This is a genomic window from Clostridium sp. DSM 17811, from assembly GCF_018861905.1.
GTDB classification, from domain to species: domain Bacteria; phylum Bacillota; class Clostridia; order Clostridiales; family Clostridiaceae; genus Clostridium_AD; species Clostridium_AD frigoriphilum.
The window spans coordinates 1-20,707 of record NZ_JAHLDU010000038.1 but is presented as its reverse complement, the minus strand read 5'-3'; the positions used below and the strand labels follow the sequence as shown (position 1 = coordinate 20,707).

General features: G+C 30.8%; 17 protein-coding genes, 1 tRNA gene and 2 pseudogenes. 5 read left to right on the top strand and 15 right to left on the bottom strand.

What is annotated here, in order from left to right; all coding sequences use genetic code 11:
- Window positions 1-6: 6 nt before the first annotated feature.
- The 4 genes from KPL44_RS22825 to KPL44_RS22810 form a co-directional block, all read right to left on the bottom strand.
- Window positions 7-768, bottom strand: a complete 762-nt coding sequence (locus tag KPL44_RS22825) for a DeoR/GlpR family DNA-binding transcription regulator (protein ID WP_216255301.1) — start codon at window positions 766-768, stop codon at window positions 7-9.
- Between the two features lie 293 nt (window positions 769-1,061).
- Window positions 1,062-1,283 carry a (2Fe-2S)-binding protein gene (locus KPL44_RS22820; RefSeq protein ID WP_216108666.1) on the bottom strand — a complete coding sequence of 74 codons (222 nt, stop codon included), beginning with the start codon at window positions 1,281-1,283 and terminating at the stop codon, window positions 1,062-1,064.
- 18 nt (window positions 1,284-1,301) lie between these two features.
- On the bottom strand, window positions 1,302-1,742 hold the full coding sequence (locus KPL44_RS22815; protein WP_216255299.1) for a nucleoside deaminase: 441 nt from the start codon (window positions 1,740-1,742) through the stop codon (window positions 1,302-1,304).
- A 173-nt stretch (window positions 1,743-1,915) separates the two neighbouring features.
- Window positions 1,916-1,992: transfer RNA gene (locus KPL44_RS22810), tRNA-Arg, on the bottom strand.
- Window positions 1,993-2,165: 173 nt separating this feature from the next.
- On the opposite strand from KPL44_RS22810, the gene KPL44_RS22805 reads away from it, so the two are divergent.
- The 3 genes from KPL44_RS22805 (at window position 2,166) to KPL44_RS22795 (ending at window position 5,223) form a co-directional block, all read left to right on the top strand.
- On the top strand, window positions 2,166-2,480 hold the full coding sequence (locus KPL44_RS22805) for a phasin family protein (RefSeq protein ID WP_216255297.1): 315 nt from the start codon (window positions 2,166-2,168) through the stop codon (window positions 2,478-2,480).
- Window positions 2,481-2,699: 219 nt separating this feature from the next.
- Window positions 2,700-4,301, top strand: a complete 1,602-nt coding sequence (locus tag KPL44_RS22800; protein ID WP_216255330.1) for an ABC1 kinase family protein — start codon at window positions 2,700-2,702, stop codon at window positions 4,299-4,301.
- 37 nt (window positions 4,302-4,338) lie between these two features.
- Entirely contained in the window at window positions 4,339-5,223 is an 885-nt protein-coding gene (locus KPL44_RS22795; protein ID WP_216255295.1) for a phosphatidylserine decarboxylase, read from the top strand.
- Between the two features lie 19 nt (window positions 5,224-5,242).
- Here the strand turns inward: KPL44_RS22795 and KPL44_RS22790 are convergent, their stop codons facing one another.
- From KPL44_RS22790 to KPL44_RS22775, 4 genes are all read right to left on the bottom strand, one after another.
- A complete protein-coding gene (locus KPL44_RS22790; RefSeq protein WP_216255293.1) occupies window positions 5,243-6,604 on the bottom strand; it encodes a methyl-accepting chemotaxis protein in 1,362 nt (453 codons plus the stop codon).
- 252 nt (window positions 6,605-6,856) lie between these two features.
- Window positions 6,857-8,314 (bottom strand): MFS transporter, encoded by a 1,458-nt coding sequence (locus KPL44_RS22785; RefSeq protein WP_216255291.1) that lies wholly within the window; start codon window positions 8,312-8,314, stop codon window positions 6,857-6,859.
- A gap of 4 nt (window positions 8,315-8,318) precedes the next feature.
- Entirely contained in the window at window positions 8,319-8,732 is a 414-nt protein-coding gene (locus KPL44_RS22780) for a MerR family transcriptional regulator (RefSeq protein WP_216255288.1), read from the bottom strand.
- Window positions 8,733-8,898: 166 nt separating this feature from the next.
- On the bottom strand, window positions 8,899-9,291 hold the full coding sequence (locus KPL44_RS22775) for a bacteriohemerythrin (protein ID WP_216255287.1): 393 nt from the start codon (window positions 9,289-9,291) through the stop codon (window positions 8,899-8,901).
- A 225-nt stretch (window positions 9,292-9,516) separates the two neighbouring features.
- Between KPL44_RS22775 and KPL44_RS26140 the strand changes: the two genes are divergently transcribed.
- Window positions 9,517-10,518 carry an HD domain-containing protein gene (locus KPL44_RS26140; protein WP_216255286.1) on the top strand — a complete coding sequence of 334 codons (1,002 nt, stop codon included), beginning with the start codon at window positions 9,517-9,519 and terminating at the stop codon, window positions 10,516-10,518.
- A 135-nt stretch (window positions 10,519-10,653) separates the two neighbouring features.
- Here KPL44_RS26140 and KPL44_RS22765 read toward each other — a convergent pair whose 3' ends face one another.
- The 6 genes and pseudogenes from KPL44_RS22765 to KPL44_RS25940 all read right to left on the bottom strand — a co-directional run bounded on the left by KPL44_RS22765 (window position 10,654) and on the right by KPL44_RS25940 (window position 19,804).
- Entirely contained in the window at window positions 10,654-11,301 is a 648-nt protein-coding gene (locus KPL44_RS22765) for a hypothetical protein (protein ID WP_216255284.1), read from the bottom strand.
- Between the two features lie 185 nt (window positions 11,302-11,486).
- Window positions 11,487-12,866: a sugar porter family MFS transporter gene (locus tag KPL44_RS22760; protein ID WP_331702951.1), complete on the bottom strand. Its 1,380-nt coding sequence runs from the start codon at window positions 12,864-12,866 to the stop codon at window positions 11,487-11,489.
- 288 nt (window positions 12,867-13,154) lie between these two features.
- Window positions 13,155-14,753, bottom strand: coding sequence for an Ig-like domain-containing protein (locus KPL44_RS25945; protein WP_216255280.1), 1,599 nt, complete (start codon window positions 14,751-14,753; stop codon window positions 13,155-13,157).
- 1,448 nt (window positions 14,754-16,201) lie between these two features.
- Complete coding sequence (locus KPL44_RS22750; protein WP_216255278.1) at window positions 16,202-17,590, bottom strand: amino acid permease; 1,389 nt, start codon at window positions 17,588-17,590, stop codon at window positions 16,202-16,204.
- A 1,219-nt stretch (window positions 17,591-18,809) separates the two neighbouring features.
- Window positions 18,810-19,567: pseudogene (locus KPL44_RS22740) on the bottom strand (IS91 family transposase); the annotation flags it as partial.
- 102 nt (window positions 19,568-19,669) lie between these two features.
- Entirely contained in the window at window positions 19,670-19,804 is a 135-nt protein-coding gene (locus tag KPL44_RS25940) for a hypothetical protein (protein ID WP_301182993.1), read from the bottom strand.
- A gap of 131 nt (window positions 19,805-19,935) precedes the next feature.
- Between KPL44_RS25940 and KPL44_RS22730 the strand changes: the two are divergent.
- Window positions 19,936-20,157, top strand: a pseudogene (locus tag KPL44_RS22730) (tyrosine-type recombinase/integrase); the annotation flags it as partial.
- Window positions 20,158-20,235: 78 nt separating this feature from the next.
- Here KPL44_RS22730 and KPL44_RS22725 read toward each other — a convergent pair.
- A partial coding sequence (locus tag KPL44_RS22725; protein ID WP_216255272.1) for a tyrosine-type recombinase/integrase occupies window positions 20,236-20,707 on the bottom strand: 472 nt, incomplete at its 5' end.

The following is a 20,707-nucleotide window of genomic DNA, read 5'->3' as shown; positions in this document are numbered from 1 at the left end:
CCATAATTATTTTGCTTTCATAATTTTTACGCCTTTTTCTTCAAACTCTTCAATGATGCTGTTGTCTATTTGATTGTCTGTAATTATAATATCAACAGTATCTAAATTTACTATTTTCGCAAAGTAGACTATTCCAAACTTAGTATGGTCACATACTACTATAGTTTGATCTGCAATTTTTATCATTTCTCGTTTTGTGTTAGCCTCAATAATATTTGGAGTAGTTAAACCATTGCTAACACAAATACCATTAGTCCCTATAAAAACCTTATCTACCCTAAAATTTTTAAGTGCATTATCTGCAACCGGCCCTACCATTGCTCTTGTCTCCCACCTAAGTGTACCTCCAGTAATAATAACTTCAACATCTCTTTTTTTAGCGAGCTCATAGGCTACATCCACAGAATTCGTTAAAACAGTTATATTTTTAGCTGTTATTTGCCTAGCGATGCTAATAGTTGTGGTGCCTGCATCTAGTGCTATTGTATCTCCATCTACTATGATTGATGCTGCAAGCTTTCCAATAGCTTCTTTCTCATCATAAAACTTATCTATTTTTTCTGAAAAAGTGGGTTCAAATTTAGTATTCCCATTTAGTACTGCCCCACCATGTACTCTTTTAATCATTTTATCCTCTTCTAGCTCTTGAAGGTCACGTCTAATTGTGACTTCTGACACTTCATATTGCTGAGATAAATCGCACACTTTTACTTTTCCATATTTATTCAAGCTATTTAATATTTTTGATTTTCTTTCTTCAGGAAACATATAATTTATCCTTCCTTTTGTTTTATTTTAATATACTAATGTTCGTTTGTATTTTATTTTTTCTTCGTTTACTTTCACTTGTGTTCATTTTAATATATTATGATAACGTTGTCAATACAAAAATAGTATTATTTGTTTTATTTTAAAGTTATTTTTTATTATGATTTAAAACACATAAAATATACTAAATATCTCTTTATATAATATTTCAAAAAAAATAAAAACGAAACCTATTGGCTTCGTTTTTATTATATAAATGTCGTTAAATCATCTAACTTGAAATTACCATCATTTTAGTTTTCTTTCTCTAATTCTTGTTTTAGAATGTCCTCTATCATAGGTGTACATCTATGACCTCTACATCCACCCGATCCTGCTCCTGTTACCTTTTGAACATCCTCTAATGTTTTTGCACCATTTTTTATAGCCTTTTTTATTGTAGCCTTTGATATAACTTTACATAAGCATATTTTGGTAAGTTTATCTAAGACTTTACTATTTATATTATTTTCCATAATTATTTCTCCTTTAAACTATCTTTTATCTTTAAAAAAATTAGTTAACAAATTACCACATTCTTCATTGTATAACCAATTTATTTCTGTCCAATGATTTAAGTCATCATTTTGAATAACATTAATGACGGAACCACAAGCTCCTACACTAGGATCGAAAATACCTATATATAGTTTGCTTATCCTAGACTGTAATATAGCACCTGCACACATCGGACATGGTTCTAAAGTTACATACATATCACATCCAGTTAATCTCCAGCTACCTAAAATTACGCAAGCTTCTTTTATAGCCAAAACTTCTGCATGGGCAGTGGCATCCTGCATTGTTTCTCTTAGATTATGTGCTCTAGCAATTATTTTATTGTCTTTTACTATGACCGCGCCTACAGGCACTTCATTTAGTAATAATGATCTCTTCGCTTCTTTTAATGCTTCATGAATAAAATATTCTTTCATGTAAACCCCTTATTTATAAATAATTATTTTTAAATAATTTTTATTCCTTATAGTATACTTCTTAAACAACATATTTTCAATACAACTATACTTATATTATCTTTTGAACTATATAATAATAATTATACTAATTATAAAAAAAAACTAGCAAAGGATTCCTTTGCTAGCTTTTTTGGTGCACACAAGAGGAGTCGAACCTCCGGCCTTCCCCTTAGGAGGGGGACGCTCTATCCAACTGAGCTATGGGTGCATATTTTATTTCTACCTCAATATAATATTACACTTTCATAAATATGTCAACCTATAGTCTGTTAAAAAAATGAATTGTAAAAAATATTGACATACATATTACGCTGTTTATCTATTATTAGAATTTTAATCCACTTAATAGTATATAATATACATTAAGTGGAGGTGTTTTAATTGAACAATGATATAAAGAATTTTTTTCTCGCTGGACTAGGCTCTGCAGCATACACTTTTGAAAAGGCTACAAATTTAATAGATGTTTTCGTACAAAAAGGTAAGCTTACCCTAGATGAGGGTAAATGTTTATCTGAAGAACTAAAACGAACTGTAAAAGAAAAGAAAGAAGAAGAAATCACTTTGACAAAAGATAAGAACACTTTAACAAAAGAAGATATGATTTTACTTCTAAAGGATATGAATTTTGCAACTAAAGAAGATATTGAAAATGTAAATAAAAGATTGGCAAATTTAGAAATAAGTCACTCATAACTTTACAAATTCAAATCTAATAAGAGTCCTGATTTTATATAGGGCTTTTATTTTCAACTACATATCTTAAAGAAAGTCTACTCCTTTCAAATACGGCATTATATATTATAACTAGTAAAAAACTTCACTAGGAATTTAATTTACCTTGTGAAATTATTAATATTAAGAGACCTAAGGCTATAAACAGCTGTGAAGGTGATAATCTAAGTGAGGTATAAAATGAGACGAAGTTCTGTTAATCGCTTCAAAAAAATTGTTAAAGTTCTTGGTTCTTATGGCTTTGGATATATTGTAGACTCTAAGTTTAATAAACAAAATAAACTCCCTGAAAATTTAAGAAAAGCCTTTGAGGAACTTGGCCCTACTTTTATAAAGATTGGACAAATATTAAGTACTAGGCCAGATTTATTACCACCCGATTATATAATCGAGCTTTCGAAACTCCAAGATAGAGTCCCTCCAGAAAGCATCGAAACAGTAAAAAAAGTATTTTCCGATCAATTTTCAATATCAACAACAAAATGCTTTAAAACCTTTGATGAAAAACCTTTAGCTTCTGCATCTATTTCCCAAGTACATAAAGCTACATTAAAGGATGGGCGCCAGGTTGTAGTAAAAGTGCAACGACCTGATATTGCAGAAAAGATGAAAACAGATATTTCTATATTGATTCGCATAGTAAAGTTCACTAAAACAAAATTCGCTGATGCACTAATTGACCCAGAAGAAGCGCTTCACGAAATCCTTTTAACAACTGAACTTGAACTTGATTTTAACAACGAAGTTAAAAACATGGATAAATTTAGAGATTTTAATAAGGATATAGCATTCTTATACGTTCCTTATGTTATTCACGATTTATCAAGCACTAGGGTTATAACCATGGAAAGAATTTATGGTTTTAAAGTCGATGATAAAAAAAATCTTTTAATTGGGCATTATGATGTTAATGATTTAGGTAAAAAATTAGCTTTATCTTACCTAAAACAAATCCTACAAGATGGTTTTTTCCACGGCGACCCACATCCTGGAAATATATTTATACGTGAAGGCAAAATTTGTTTTATTGACTTTGGAATTATGGGTAACCTCTCAATCTCCATAAAATCAACACTAAATGATATGATATCGGCGATTGCCCTTAATGACATAAATAAAATGATTTCCGCTCTTTTAACTATAGGAATAAGAAAGGGATATGTCGATAGAAATAAACTCTATGAAGATTTAGATTACCTTATTGTAAATTACCTTTCAACTTCTTTAAATAATATTCAAATTTCTGTTATGCTTTCTGAAGTTTTTGATATAGCTAGGCAAAACAATATTCGTCTGCCTCGTGATTTTACACTCTTAATAAGATCTCTTGTAATTTTAGAAGGAGTAATCGCAAGCATAGCTCCCGATATAAAAATAATTGATATAGCTATTCCCTATGTAAAAGCTAATAATAAATTTTCTATATTAACTAATTTAGATTTTAACACTTTACTTATCCATTCATATTCATTTATGAAAGATTCGTTTAGACTTCCCTCAAAAATTATAGAATTATCTGACAGCTTGATAAGTGGAAGGGCTAAACTTCAACTTGAACACAAAAATTTAAGTACTCCTATAAGTGAGTTAAATAAAGGTATAAATAGATTGGTTTCTGCTCTTATTATTTCTTCTACGATTATAGGATCTTCAACAATTTTGAACTCTAATATAGGTCCAAAAATATACAATGTAACAATTATTGGTATAACTGGTTTCTTAAGTGCAGCCTTCATGGGCTTTTGGTTATTAATTTCTATAATAAAATCCGGAAAATTATAATAACAAACTATAATCCTATTAAAATCGAGGTGTTTTTATGATTAAATATTATAATAGAAAACAAAATAAATATGAGATTGAAAAAGTAGCTGGTGAGAAATATTTAAATTGGTCTTATTCCTCCCCTTCCGGCAAAGGGCTAGTTGAATTACTACTCAAGAAAAAACTTTTTTCGAAATTATACGGTTATTATTGCGATACAAAAATAAGTTCTAAAAAAATCAAGAATTTTATTAAGGTACTTGATATTGATATGTCTATGTATTCTAAGAATTATAATGAATACTCATCTTTTAATGAGTTTTTTATAAGGTCATTAAAACTAGGTGCCCGAATAATCGATAAAAATGATAATATTTTGATATCACCTTGTGATGGAAAAATATCTGCTTATGAAAATGTTAACTTAAATAAAATAGTTCAAATTAAAGGCTTTACATATTCACTTAAAGAACTACTACAAGATGATAAAATATACAATTTATACAATGAAGGTACATGCTTAATCTTTAGATTGTGTCCAACTGATTATCATAGATTTCATTTTATTGACAATGGAGTTTGTGACCATACAACTAAAATAAAAGGTCATTATTATTCTGTAAATCCCGTTGCTCTAAAAAATATAAATAAATTATTTTGTCAAAATAAAAGAGAATGGAGTGTATTTCACTCAGATAATTTTGGCGATACTATCTATATTGAAGTCGGTGCAACATGTGTAGGTACAATTATTCAAAGTTACAGCAAGGGCTCAAGAGTTCTAAAAGGAGCTGAGAAAGGGTATTTTAAATTTGGTGGATCCACGGTAATTATGCTATTCAAGAAAAACGCTGTAAAAATCGACGATAATTTGTTACTTCAAACACAATTAGGATTTGAAACTGCTGTATTAATGGGTGAAAAAATAGGACTGAAATAATTTTTCAGTCCTTTTTTTATTACATTTTAAATTTTGAGATTATATTTTGTAATTTTTCTGCACTAATTTTGTTACCACCAGTGGTGTTTTTTATTGCTTCCGTTTCATTTACAATATCGATGCTCTTATCTGATATCTTAAATATACCTTCTACGCCTTCATTAACCGTACCTGCTACTTGATCTATTGCAATTGAAATTCCATTTATTGATTCATTTAAATGTTGCGCTGTTTCATCAAATTCCTTCATGAATTTATTAAAATTTTCTGCATCATCTGTATATTCTTTACCTGTGCCCATAATAATTTCATAATTCAAAGAAACCTCTTCATCCATAAAATTCAACATTTTAAGCGAACTAGCGGATAGATTTTTTACAGAATCACTTACCACTTTAACTACATTTTGAATATTAGCTGCTGTATCTCCAGATTGCTCTGCTAGCTTTCTAACCTCATCTGCCACTACAGCAAATCCTCTTCCTGCTTCTCCAGCCCTAGCAGCTTCAATAGCTGCATTTAGAGCTAATAAATTAGTCTGGCTAGTTATATGAAGTATTGATGTTGCCAGTCCATGTATTTCTTCAACTGCTTTCGAATCATTTATTGCAGCTTCTAACTTGTTTTTTATATTACCATATATTTTGTCCGTTTCTTCCTTAGAGCCAGTTGTACCCATTGTAATCCCCATTGCTTTTTGAACAATATTTTGAGCTATGCTTGTTCCTTCAGAAGCCTTCTTGGCTATCGTACTAACCATATTTTTCATTTCTCCTGAAGAAGCTGAAATTTCTTGTGCTGTCGCCGCAGTTTCTTCCATTCCAGCTGATAATGTTTTGGTTTCACTAGAACTTTCTTCTGCCTTAATTTTTAGTGTATTCGCAAGTTCTTCAACAGAATGTTCATTATTACTTATATTTTCTGATGCTTCTATCAAATCCTTTACAACATCTTTTAATGTTTTTCTCATATTAACTATAGTCCTAGCTATATCTCCAAACTCATCATTGATTAAGGTTAATTTTTCTATATCCTCGTCATCACTTAAATCCAACTTAGAGGTTTTATCAATTAATATCGTTACCTCTGTTAAGGGTTTTATTAATAACCTTGATAAAACTATACCTATTAATATAGAAATTATAATTACTATTATTGATATTATATAAACTCCATTCGCCAATTGATCCACTGCTTGTCTTATCCCATCTTGATTTGATATTATTTGTGATGACTTTATATATGTAAAAATAGAAATTGTCATCATAGATATAGCTATTAATATTCCGAAAAATAAAGGTATTTTTTTTCTTATAGACATACCCCTTTTATTACCTTTGCTTTCCTGTTTTTCTAAAACATCAGAATTTTTAACACTCATTATGTCCCTCCTCATTTATGTTTAATAACACTTTAAAAATATTCTTGAATACATATTAACATATAATTCATACTTTGTAATATACTTTCTAATACGTTTGTTAAATATATACTATAATACATTTATCGAGTATTTGTTATTAATACTTGAGGTCTTTAAGTTATTTTATCTAACATAAAATACCCTGAAGAATAGATATTTAAGAAAATCTACTCCACAGGGTACATATTATAGTTTAGGTACATTTTTTATTTAATTGTAAACTCTATCCTCTTTTGCTTCTTCCTCTTCCTCCCATACTGCACTTGGTCCTCTTAAATAAGACATAAATGCAGCTAGTAAACTAAAAACAAAACAGAGCGTAAATGCTGTTCGAAGGCCTGTAATAAATTGTCCAGTAGCAATTCCTTGACCACCTACTTGTGATCCAACGAAAAGTGCTTGCATAGCATCAGGTGATATACTAGATGAAATAATCGCCATGCAAATTGCAATACTGAGTACCATTCCAGCGTTAGTTAGCATTGTACGAAGCCCAGCAGCTATGCCTCTCTTATCTGCTGGTACACCTCCCATTATTGCACTTGTGTTTGGTGCAAAGAACATTCCTGATCCAAATCCCATAATTGACATCCATATAACAAGTTCAACAATAGGTGTGTCAGGCTTTATAACCATAAGCCCTGCAAGTCCTACAGCGGAAATAAGAAGTCCTACTGAGCTTAAAATCCTTACGCCATATTTATCTGATAGCCATCCACTAAATGGTGACACAATCATCATAGCTATTGCGAATGGTGATAAAAGTATCCCAGCAAGCATTGGATCTACTCCTTTTACTCCTTGTAAGTAAAATATTAATAAAAATGTTACTGCTCCTCTTGCAACACCATTTAGAAAATTAGCTGCAAATGCAAAGGCAAGTACTCTAGTTTTAAGTAACCTTAAATCAAGCATAGGAGCCTCTACAGTATTTTCTATTTTAACAAACAATGTTAAAAGAATAATTGCCACTAAAAATAATGTTAATACATAAATATTAAACCATCCACTAAAACCACCTAAAGTTAATGCTGTTAGTAGTGCAAGCATCCCTGCGGAAAAAGCAACTGTACCATTTATATCAAACTTTTGTTTTTCAAAAGTTACTTTTGTCTCTTTAAGTTTAAAAGCTGCCCAAAGTGTTCCAATAATACCTATTGGGATGTTAATATAAAAAATGCTTCTCCAACCAATACTTATAAGAAAGCCCCCAAGGATAGGTCCAGCAACTGACGCCACACATATTATCATGCTGTTTATTCCAAGTGCCTTTCCAAGTTCTCTTTTAGGGAAGGCATCTGCAACTATTGCAGTACTATTTGCCACCATTAGAGCTCCTCCAACCGCTTGTATCATTCTAAATACCAAGAGTTGAAGTCCTGTTTGAGAGATTGAACATAAAATTGATGTTAAGGTAAAAACTGCGAATCCACTGACATAAAGTTTTTTCCTGCCCACCATATCTGCCATTCTTCCAATTGAAGGAACTAATATTGTCATTACAAGCATGTATCCCATAATAGTCCAAGTAACTATACTCATACTTGTGTGTAAGTCTTTCATAATAGATGGAAGTGCTATAAGCAATGTACTTCCACTAAGAACTGAAAAGAGAGCCCCGAGTGTTGTACATGATAGCGCTGTCCATTTGTAGTCGATTTTTTCCATTAAATTATTCCTCCTGTTTTGTTCGATGAAATTCTTCAAGCTTTGCCAAAGCTATTTTAAATTTTTCTTTGGATTTACCAAGTGAAAGCTCTTTTTCTTCGATTGATATTATTTGTTTTTTAATAAGGTTTATAGATTTATTTATCATAATATCATCTTTTAAGTTTTCTTTAAAAATTCGTTTAAAGTCTTTTTCTAAATCTAGAATAACTTTAACATCATTTAAGCAGAATCCTAAGCTTTCTCTTAGATCCTTTATTCTATTAATATTCTCAATATCTTCTTCGCTGTATAATCTATAAGATGCATCTGTTCTTTTAGGGATTATAAGTTCCAATTCTTCATAATATCTTAAAGTTCTTTTTGTAAGTCCAGTAATAGTCGCAACTTCTTCGATTTTATAATATTTTGTATCCATAATTCACCCCCGATGAAATATATTACGCTACTATAACCTTCACGTCAAGGATATAGTTCTACATTAAAACCTTTACTTGTGAATTTTCAAAAAATAATTAAACCCAGTAACTATTGCAGTTACTGGGTCCTTAGTTTTCTAGTGTTTTTTTAGATTTCTTATTAATCTACATTCCCATTATCAATCTATCCTCACCTAATATATGATCTATAAGCCAGTTAAAGATAACCGCGAGCAAATTTTCTATAGTTTCCTGTTGGTCTTTATCGATATCAACAAAACGCATTTTATGTATTTTATTAATAAATTCAGTGTGCTCTCTCTTTTGATTTTCATATCCAGAATAATTGATTTTAAGCATATATTCTTCTTCACACTTAAAATGATATATAGTATACCTTTCTAAATCTTCTATTATTAAAGTTATATCATCATATTTATCAACCTTTAATCCATTTTCTAATAATAAATAAGCTTGATTTCCTATATCAAACAAATGTTTATGTTGAGCATCAATTATTTCCATTCCAATTGAAAAATTTTCCTTCCAAATTAACATAACTAATTTCCTCCAGACATAATTTACAGCCATTTAAATTGAATTTATAAAAATCTTCGCTGCTAATTAAATTTTACTATATTCTAATACTTGAATATGTATTTATAATATATGATATATTAGTCATAACTGTCAACATAAAACTATATTAGCAAAAATGGAACAGCAAAATAAAATCAATTTGATTATACTATAATTAACACATGGTTGAAGGAGTGATTCCAAGTGAAATATAAAAATGCTATTTTTGAGTGTATTGAATATATCGAAGAAAATATTAAAGAAGAATTGACAATAGAGCTTCTAGCTAATGAAGTTGGATATTCTGTATATCATTTTTCACGAATTTTTACAGAGCAGATGGGAATGCCTCTCATGGAATATGTTAGGGAAAGACGGCTTATTTGTGCATCAAAATATATATTTGACGGTAAGAAGATACTTGATGTTTCAATAGAATTTGGCTTCAAAACACATAGTGGATTTTCCAAAGCATTTAAGAAAAAATTTGGTTTTACTCCAACTCAACATGTGATTTATGCTATTCATATGTCAAACCATATGTTTAACGAAAAAGGAGATAGATATGTTATGACTGATAATTCAACAAAACCTGTAAAAAATATACAATCAGATAATGCAAACCCATTTTTGAAATCATCTGTTGACTTTACTAAACCAGAGGAATTGTATAGGGACTTGGCTTATAGTTTTAAAAAGAATCATTCTTCTGACGACTTAATCATGGTGGAAAAGGCATATCATTTAGCTTACAAAGCCCATGATGGTCAGTATCGCAAATCTGGTGAACCATATATCATCCATCCACTCTGTGTTGCCCTTATACTGTCAGAAATGGAATCGGACACTGAAACTATTATAGCTGGCCTGTTTCATGATATTGTATCAGAAGGAACATTAGTGACAATAGATAAGCTTACAAATGAATTTTCCAATGAAATAGCTCAATTAGTAGACCAAGTTACCAAATTCAAAAAAATTAGTTGGGATTTAATAAACAAAGATGACAATAAAGTAGACCATCGCGTAATATTAATTAAATTTGCAGACCGTCTTCACAATATGCGAACTCTCAAGTATATGCAACCTGAAAAATGGATGGACAAGGCAAAAGAGACAATAGACATTTTTTCACCTATTGCTGCTCACCTTGGTATTTCTAAAATAAAGACAGAACTTGATGATTTATCACTTAAGTACCTATAAGAAAAAGTTTAATATTTTATAATATAAGTATAGTGCGTAAATCTTTTTAAAACAAATGTCGTGAAAGTTAATTTCACGACATTTGTTTTTCCATAATTTAAATTTAAGTGCCATTTCAGCATTTAATTTTCTGCTTTATTTTTTATCTTTTTTAGACAATATCTTTAAACCTATAAGTAATCCGGCCCCAATTGTAGACGCAATCCCTGTATATATCGCTACTTTACCTGGGGTTGTTTTAATCTTAGGTATTTTAACTTCATTATGATAATCTTCCATCAAGTTTTCATACTGTTTCTTGTTGATATTTCCTACACCTATACCCATAACTTCACAATTCATCCCTGCAAAATAATTGATTTTTTCTGTTATGTAACAGTTAAATGCATGTATCTTCTCAGGTGTTGAACTTCCATCATTCCATAATTCAACTCCAAATAACTCTTCATATATAAATTGATGTTGAAAAATAACTAAAGAGTAATTACCTCGTTTTGAGTGATAAACACTAGTATATCCGTTTTTTGCAATTAAATTATCAATATCTCCTTTGTATAAAACTAAAATGCTACTAGATGAATTTTCACCTTTGATCTTATCAAATAATTCTCCACCATCAAATGAATAAAATAATTCAACAGTAGTTATATTATTCTTCACTAATGCTAGTTTAATTATATCTATATACGAATCAATATATTGTATATCTTCTGGAGTTTTATTTTTATAATCATTTATTACATTTTGAGTTTTTTTATTAAATATGCCTTTAATAAATCCCATTTTATACACCTCTCTTCTTCCATTTAACTTTTGTTAGTCTTATTAGTTTATCATATATATTGCCCTCTTTGTTTGATTAACATAACATATATTTTTAAAATTTGATAAAACAATCTGCTTTTATACAAAAATAATAGCCCCACATCTAATGATATGGGGCTACTTGGATATAATATATGCAAATTCTAACTACAAATATCTTGCTTATCGTTTTCACTAGCACGTACCCTAAGAGTAGATTCAATCTCTTCAAGAGAACGATTACGTGTTTCAAACACCTTAGACTTAACAAACCATATTGACACAAAACAAAGGGCACCATAACCTATGAACAAACTACCAGTCCCAAAGAAATTTAGTAATGGTGGAAATGTTAATGATACAATCATGTTAGCACCCCAATTAATTACACTACTGAATGAGTTGCCGAGTCCTCGAATATTTAGAGGGAAGACTTCACCAATCATCACCCACATTACAGGTCCCCAAGTAGCTGAGAAAAAACCAATATAAACAGTTAATGCGATAACACAGATAATTGCAGCAGTTAATGATCCATGAGAGAACTTCATTGAAAAACTCATAATTAGTAAGGAAGTTCCCATTCCAATAGACCCATAAATCAACATCTTTTTACGATCAACTTTATCCATTATCATGACAGCTACAACAGTAACAATTACATTGAAAATCCCAATTCCGATGTGAGCAAGTAAAGCCGCTTGAACACCAAATCCGACCTCAGTAAATATAGTTGGTGCATAGTAAAGAACTGTATTACAGCCCATAACCTGTTGGAAAATAGCTAGTCCAACGCCAATAACCAATGCTGGGCGAACAAATTTACCGAATAATTCTTTAATTCCGCCACTTTTCATTTCAGCTTGTTTCTTAATCTGAACAAGTTCATTATTAACAGCACTTTCATTATGTTTATTCATTTGGTCTAAGACATCTCGTGCCTCTTCAAACCGACCATCTTTAACTAAAAAACGAGGGCTTTCTGGTAATACAAGACCTCCTAGGAAAAGAACTGCGGCTGGAATAGCAGCAAAACCAAGCATCCAACGCCAACCCGTATACAAATCAGAGAAACTATAATTAGTTATATAAGCTAATAAAATACCACTCATTACCATTAACTGGAATAAACTTGACACAGAACCACGTTTTTCTGCTGGTGATAATTCTGCTAAGTATGTTGGAATTAATGCAGATGAAGCACCTACTGCCATACCAAGAACAATACGTGATAAAATCAATGTAAAAAGCCCTGGTGAAAACGCTGAACCAAGTGCACCAACAAAGAAAATAATTGATGATAATAAAATCAATTTCCTACGTCCATATTTATCAGACATTGGTCCAATAATCGCAGCACCTAGAACAGCCCCTAGTAATACAGAACTAACAACCCAGCCTTGTTGCCATGAATTAAGATGCATTTGTTTTTGAATAAACAAAATTGCACCTGAAATAACTCCTGTATCATAACCAAACAAAAGTCCACTAAGTGCACCGAAAACATATATTAGAGTATTGCTAATTTTTCTTTTTCCCTTCACCAGAACCATCTCCTACTTTTTTATTTAATTTAAATTATTTGTAAATTTATTGTCTCATGGGCTTGTAAATATTAAACGTTTTCATTACAAATTTAGTATACCACTTAAAATAAACTTTTTCAATGCACTTTAAAAAGTTTTTAATATTAAAATAATAGTTAATTAATAAGGTGGTAATACTGTTGATATAACAAAACAAGAATATTCACTTAATATGAATATCCTTGTTAATCAATAATAGATATTATTTAATTGTTATAACCGCATCATCTGTAGTAGTTAACGCTTCTAATGCAGTACTTTTACATTCTCATCGCACTTAAAAGACATGGATTTTAAATTCTTACTTAAATCTATAGTTGTTAGTTTATTATCCGTGCAATTTAAATTCGTTAATGCTATGTTCTTACTTACATCTAATGTAGTTAGTTTATTAGCATATAAATTCAAATAAGTTAATGCTGTATTTTTACTTACATCTAAGGTTGTTAGTCCAGTATTAAAACAATTTAAATCAGTTAATGATGTAAAATACTCTATTCCACTTAAATTTCTCGCATCAGCACTAGACAAATCTAATAGTTTTATGTCTTTAACATCAGACTCAAGTATTGGCTGAGGAGCGGTTTTTCCTATCTTCGAATATACAATACTCTTAAAATTTTCATCAGTAAACTTGCTAGTTATATCCATCTTATCAATAATAGGTGTTGCTACAATTAGTGTAGCTGATGCCGTTACATTATCTGTATTAACAATTCCATCTACCATTGTTAATGTGCCTGTAAATGTAAATTGTCCTGCTACTTTCGTGCTCGCCACTTTGTCCCAAGTTACAGCAAAATCTTTAGTTGTTTTATCAACTAAAGTTGCGGTTACAGTTGTTGGTAATGTATAACTATCACCTATGTTCTTTGTCGTATTTTTAATTTTATTTACTGACGTAACTGGAAATGATTGACCTACAACTTTAAGTGTAGTACTTTGATGTGCATTACTATCAGAATCAGTAGCTGTAATAATTATTGTTTTATACTGTGTCAAAAGCCCTACATTATAGTTTGCGGATCCCTCTAATATGCTTATGGTGATTATGCCTTTTGAAGCACTAATTTTACCTATTGGACTTTTCCAATTAATATTTGATGCTAGTGAATTTTCTGTAATATCTCCTCCATATTGATCTAGTACTTTGTATAATACATGACCATCTCCTGGCCACTCTCCACCATCAACATCACTATGCATAGTAGGAAGATCAACCGCTAAAGTATCACCTATCTCAATGTTAGATACTTTCTGTTTTGTAACAGCTACTGTACTTGATCCAATATCAGTAGTGTCATTCCTTACACCGACGGTATAAGTACCTTCTGGTAATTTATCTTCATAGGTCAATGTAGCTTCTGTTTTAGCATCATTCCAAGTAGTAATCATTGTTACAGGAGTCGCTTCTCTTTTAACTGTAAATACAACTTTACTTGTATTTGATACTTTATCATTAAATGTTACTTTAAGTTGATTAGCAGCTATAGCACTTAAAGCCACTGATGTAGCTACCGTATTTGTATCTGCATCTGAAACAGCAAAATTAGTTGTACCTTTTGCATTTTTATAAGTTACTGCTGGTATAATGCTTGCAGCTACTTTTGATCCTGTAAGATTGTCAATCCAGTCTCCGTTAAAATTTTTAACATAAACTGATCCACCACCGACCATTGCAGCAGTGATTTCAGAATCGTTTGCTGAGTTATTAGCATAAGTTAAGTCAAAAGCCTTTGTTCCTATTACCACAGTACCCGTAGGCATTGCAGCAAAAGCTGAGAAAGACGTTGATCCTGCTATCATTAACGCAACTAGAACTGAACTTGTAATTTTTTTATTCATACGCTTCTACCCCCTATTAATTTTAATTTAAAACTATTCAAATGTTTCAATGTATCTCATCGATATATTTTTCTAAAAAAGTTCTTTTTAAAATATGAACTGATATTTTCTATTCCCCATAGTTATATACGTTATTTTTACAATATAGTTTCATTATCCCATTAATACCGGTATAAGTATACCTAAAATAGTATACAGTGATCTTATTTTATATAAAATAAATATTATGTGATAATAATTATAGTGAGAGACTTTCCTTGTGAAATGTCGTTAAACCCCCAAAAAAAATAAACCCTGAAAACTTAGTGTTTCCAAGGTTTTTGCATAGTACGATCATAACTCAATTTTATCTATGTTGCTGTATATTTCTTTATTATACCTATTTCAAAAAACATAGCCCAGTAACCATTACAGTTACTGGGCTTCTATGGTAAGCCTTCCAGGAGTCGAACCTGCGACCAACTGGTTCGTAATAGTCAAGTTTAATCGATGCTAAAAAACCTTTAATCCCTTACATATAGTCATTCTACTTTTTAGCTAAGTTTAAATAATGCCTATTAAATATAACCGATAAGGGGCAATAAAGGGGATAAAATTTATATACTCCTTTGAATTTAAATCGCTATTTTATTTTCCATATTTTTTTATCCCTTCTACTTCAATTTCATCTCCATTAAACGCTAATCCATCATCCGTTTAACAAAACTATTCCAATAATCTTTCTAAGCAGTTGTTTTGTTAAATGCATATTATTGCAATTTTAGTATGCACACTTTCGTTAGCATTTTGAAGCTAATATAGAAACACAAGAAACATTGCCTTATAGATAACCTAGTACCTGTTAACCTAACCTATAAGGATCAAATTTGTATTAATACTAGAGGCACCTGCTATTAAGTATGTGCCCTATTTAACTCCTATAATTATTTATTTATCTAGTAAAACCTTATTCAACTTAAATAAAATAAATGCATACAATATAACCTTTATTATGTTGTATGTTCTTTCAGCAATTTTTAAATTCTTAAATAACCAATAAGAGACTATAAATATTTTGTATTTACAGTCTCTTATTGAGGGATAAAGAACATAGCTGTGCCTTACCGAAAACTCAATTCCTTATATTGGTAAATTTAAATATATATCATGGGTTTTCTGCTTTCGTGACCTGAATGCTTTTGTATCATAGTATCCTTTTATTTAAATTAAACTTATATAAAATAACTTACTTTTAAAAAGTTCCTATAATGTCGAGTGTAGGAACTTTTAATTTAAAGATTGGTTTAACTATTACCATATTTAGGAATTGAGTTTTCAGTACAGGACAGCTATGTTCTTCATGGGCCTATAGTGGTAAATTAACGATTACTGCAACCTAGATAAGTTTAACTAATGTTCAACGATTGTTTAATCAGAATCAAGTTTCAGTAGATTTGTATTTTGTATTCCTATTCTTTGTCATCTTCTTGTATGCGTTTGTCAATTCCCAATACGTAATAGCTTACTGCCATTAGTCCTAAGAAAACAATTCCAACAATGAGAGATGCTCGTGTTTCATTATTAAGCAACATGCCAATTAATACCATTATTAGGAACCCTATTGTTACATAGTTTGAAACTGGTGAAAAAGGCATTTTAAACGGATGGCTATCTGTTAAAGCTCCTTGTTCCTTTCTGAATTTGATATGACTGATTAGAATGACAAACCAAGGAACCATACCAGGAAGTACACTTGCACTATAAACATACACGAATATATTTTTAGGTGCCATATAACTTAAAATTACTCCGATTAAAAGTCCAATTACCACACCAAATGTACCAACCACTGGCACACCACTTTTTGTTACTTTTCTAAAGAACTTTGGACCTTGCCCATTTACTCCTAATGTATAAACCATACGTCCTGCACTATAGATACCACTGTTACATCCTGAAAGAGCAGCTGTGACACACACGAAATTAATAATTCCGGCTGCTGCTGTAATTCCGGCTTTTGAAAAAGTAGCTACAAATGGGCTTCCAATTCCACCTAATTGATTCCAAGGATAAACAGTTACAATAACAAAAATTGCTCCACAATAGAAAATCAAAATACGGCCTATTAAAGTTTGAATTGCTTTAGTTAACGTTGTTTGCGGATCTTGTGCTTCGCCTGCTGTAATTCCAACAAGTTCAACCCCCTGATAAGATGCAGCAACTAGTGATAGAGAGAAGAAGAAGCCCTTAAAACCACCTCCAAAAAAACCACCATTTTTCCAAAGATTTGAAAATCCAATTGCTTTGCCGCCGTTACCAATTCCAAACAAAATCAAGCCCAATCCAACGGCAATCATAAATATAATGGTTACAACTTTAATAAGTGAAAACCAAAATTCAAATTCACCAAATGATTTTACAGATACTAAATTTACTGTTGTTAATACAATCATTGCAATCAAACCTGGAACCCAAGTAGGAAGACTTGGAAACCAATACTGCATATAAGCACCAACAGCAATAACTTCAGACATACCCACAATCACCCATTGGAAACAGGTGCTCCAAGCAGTTAAATATCCTACTAAAGGATGAATATATTTATAACCAAATGTTGCAAAGGAACCTGTGGTTGGCTCTACATACAACATTTCCCCCATGGCACGCATAATAAAAAAAATGAATATACCTACAAGTGCATATGATAACATTACAGATGGGCCTGTCCATAAAATTGTACTTTTTGAACCCATGAATAAACCTACACCAATTGTACCTCCCAAGGCAATCATCATTATCTGACGGCTCGACAACCCACGGTTTAATTCTCCCTTTTCCTTTTCCTTTTCCTCTTCCATTTACATTTCCTCCTTATTTACTTTGGTAGTGTAAATTTTTTTACACTACTTATTTGGTTTTTTCTTTATAGGGGTAGTGCTCGCAAAGCATAAATTTACAACGTCAAGCCAGTTATTTACAATTTAATACCATTATTTTAATATTCTGACTTACAATTAATATGTAATAGTTCTAACTCGAAATTTCATATAACCTTAGTTTAAAGTATTTAAATATCTAGGGTTTAATCACTAAATGATAAATCTCTTATTTTTTTACTCAAAACAAGTTAGTTAAAGTACAATAATAGTATTGATAATACTAACTAAAACATCAATAAGAAATATTTATTAGTTAATATAAAATCTTTGAGAAAAACATTAAATTAACACGAGTATATTTAATATTCCCTCTGAATTTATCGTCATTTTGGTAATATGTGTCTTAACGTGGTAAATTTACGCTTTGTGGTTACTACCCCTAAAAGGGGACACCTTAGAACCTTTGCATTTAAAAACTACTCCATAAAAGTGGGGCAAATTTAGATTAACTTAAGTTTAATAAAATAGCAATAAATTTACTTTACCTATACCTTAGTTTTTTATGTTATATGGAATTCCATAAATATAAATTATTTACAATATGTTATTAGTTTTGGTATGAAACTGTAACATTGAAATGATAAGATAAATATATTAAAGTCTCCCCCTTTAATATATTTAATTAATAGAATGAGTCTGGATTATACCAGGCCTTTTTATTTTTAATCTTATTTATAATATGGCTTAAACCATACTATAAAAATAACTCTAACAATTTAAGAAATAAGTATTAAATAGTGCATAAATGGAGTGTATATTCTCAATTAGACACCTTTTATGCAGTTAAATAGTAGTTTATTGCATACTGAAATAGCATGAATGAGTATATAGGCTAGTTATATGTACATAACAAATGTCAATGAACAGGCTCGGATTCAGATGTTGAGCCGACAAAAACTATCACCTTAAGTATATACTTAAACGATGATAGCTACGAGAGTTGCTCAATGTCTGAAACGAACTATTGAACGATGCCGCGTTAACTCTACTATGGAGATTCAATCATTCACCTCTTTCTGAAATTAGCTTTAACATTAAGGTTATTAACTATAATTTCCACAATTGTATCAATAATTCTTAGAATTTTAGATTCTCTTCTAAAAATAGACGTAATTTCACCCTCCCCTAAATAAAGACTTTATGCTATTTTATTTATTTCTCCTGTTGGAGAATAGTTTTGGCGATTCAACTTCTCTTTTGTAACCATTTCACATTTATCACAGCAAGGACAAATATTTATATCTATTCCTGTCAGCTTAAAAAGAAGTTATGCTACACTTAACTTAACTTCTAGATCTTGTTTTTTATTTTGTACTGCGCCTGTAAGTTCTTTGCATTTTTGAAGTTTGGTTGATCTATTTCTATTGCTTAATATTCCATAGTGTCTAATTTTAACAATTTTTCTTGGTAAAACATGCATGAAAAATCTTCTCATAAATTCGTCTACTGTAAGGGTCATAAATTTTTCTTTATTATTGTCTCTATAATCTTTCCACTTAAATGTACATATCCGTTTTCCAAATTCACAATTCTATGATTGGATATAGCCACTCGATGAGAATATCTACCAAGGTACTCAAGTACGTGCTCTGCACTCCCGAAAGGGGGTTTACAGTATACAACCCATTCCTTTTTGTATAACTTATATATGAAGCTATGAAATATATGCTTTTCTGTTAATTCCTGAATTCCAGTAGTATATTTAAGAGCATTACTTTGATAAGCTTTTTTAAGATAAAACAAGAATTTACCTCTAAACTTTCTTGATAAAACTTTCACTGGAATAAAAAAATCTTTCTTTGAATTTATCCATCTTGTACCATCAAATGTTAATCCACCACTTGGGACTATACAATGAATATGAGGATGATTCATAAGGTTTTGACCCCATGTATTATCCCTACTTTTTTATTATTCCGATTTTAATTCATTGAAGAGTTAAAGGTATGAAAACATGGATAGATGTGAAGTTATTTTATTTATAAAATCGGAATAACATTATCTTAATCCATAGAGCTTTCTTATGAGAATTTCACTATTTTCGTTTTTCCAGCATGCTTTTTCTTCTATGCCCATAAGAGGATTCATTTTATCCGTTGCTTTTTTTATGGCATCGCGTTTCTGTATCAGCATAAGCATAAATATGGGTAGTTTCCAGTTGTGAATGACCAAGTCATTCTGCCAACAGAGGTAGTGGCATTCCAGCTCTATAAAGATGAATAGCGCGCGAATGACGAAAATGGGGAGCTCCCCATTTTCGTCATAGTAAGGCAATGCACCTTCTTCAAGCAGGGGTAAATCTTATTTATATACGAGACTTTTTAGGACACTCAGATATTAACACAACAGAGATATATGCAAGAGCTGACAGCGAAATGAAAAGAATAGCATTAGAAAAATCTTATATTGAACTGACAATTAAAGATATGCCAAAATGGCAAGATGACGGAGATTTGATGAATTGGTTAAAAAATCTTTGTAAATAAACACATTTTATTATGGTGAGTGTTTTAGAAATTATTACTGTTAACACTGGGGTTTCGTCGAAGACTCACCATAATATATCACTCCACATAATGGCGAAGCGTATGGACAGTCGCATGCTTAGTGATTTTAGTTTTTTTTATAGATTTCTCGAGCATTTTCTGAACACTACGTGGACTTATAGAATCTGTACGACCCTTTCCAGAAAATAAATATTCCGTAGGATGATATCTGCTCCAATACTCTCTGAGGATTTCTAAATTTGATTTAGACAACAATGAATATCTATCTTTTTTACCCTTGCCCTCTCTAATTAATATTTGCATGTTTTTACTATCAATATCTGTTATTTTTAGGTTGCAAACTTCACTAACTCTTAATCCTGCGGAGTAGACCGTCATGAGAATTGCCTTATGCTTAAGGTTTTCAGTAACATCAAATATAGATTTAACCTCATCTGGAGATAATACAGCAGGTAATTTTGATGGTTCTTTCATCCTTGCAATTTTGTCAGAATTCCAATATCTATTTAGCGTTTTAGTATAAAAAAAT

Coding starts and splice junctions, on each gene's coding strand:
- KPL44_RS22820 (WP_216108666.1), bottom strand. CDS start 1,283: ATGGAAAATAATATAAATAGTAAAGTCTTAGATAAACTTACCAAAATA.
- KPL44_RS22765 (WP_216255284.1), bottom strand. CDS start 11,301: ATGGGATTTATTAAAGGCATATTTAATAAAAAAACTCAAAATGTAATA.
- KPL44_RS22785 (WP_216255291.1), bottom strand. CDS start 8,314: ATGGAAAAAATCGACTACAAATGGACAGCGCTATCATGTACAACACTC.
- KPL44_RS22780 (WP_216255288.1), bottom strand. CDS start 8,732: ATGGATACAAAATATTATAAAATCGAAGAAGTTGCGACTATTACTGGA.
- KPL44_RS22800 (WP_216255330.1), top strand. CDS start 2,700: ATGAGACGAAGTTCTGTTAATCGCTTCAAAAAAATTGTTAAAGTTCTT.
- KPL44_RS22790 (WP_216255293.1), bottom strand. CDS start 6,604: ATGAGTGTTAAAAATTCTGATGTTTTAGAAAAACAGGAAAGCAAAGGT.
- KPL44_RS22750 (WP_216255278.1), bottom strand. CDS start 17,590: ATGGAAGAGGAAAAGGAAAAGGAAAAGGGAGAATTAAACCGTGGGTTG.
- KPL44_RS22775 (WP_216255287.1), bottom strand. CDS start 9,291: ATGTTAATTTGGAAGGAAAATTTTTCAATTGGAATGGAAATAATTGAT.
- KPL44_RS22825 (WP_216255301.1), bottom strand. CDS start 768: ATGTTTCCTGAAGAAAGAAAATCAAAAATATTAAATAGCTTGAATAAA.
- KPL44_RS22795 (WP_216255295.1), top strand. CDS start 4,339: ATGATTAAATATTATAATAGAAAACAAAATAAATATGAGATTGAAAAA.
- KPL44_RS25945 (WP_216255280.1), bottom strand. CDS start 14,753: ATGAATAAAAAAATTACAAGTTCAGTTCTAGTTGCGTTAATGATAGCA.
- KPL44_RS22815 (WP_216255299.1), bottom strand. CDS start 1,742: ATGAAAGAATATTTTATTCATGAAGCATTAAAAGAAGCGAAGAGATCA.
- KPL44_RS25940 (WP_301182993.1), bottom strand. CDS start 19,804: ATGCTGATACAGAAACGCGATGCCATAAAAAAAGCAACGGATAAAATG.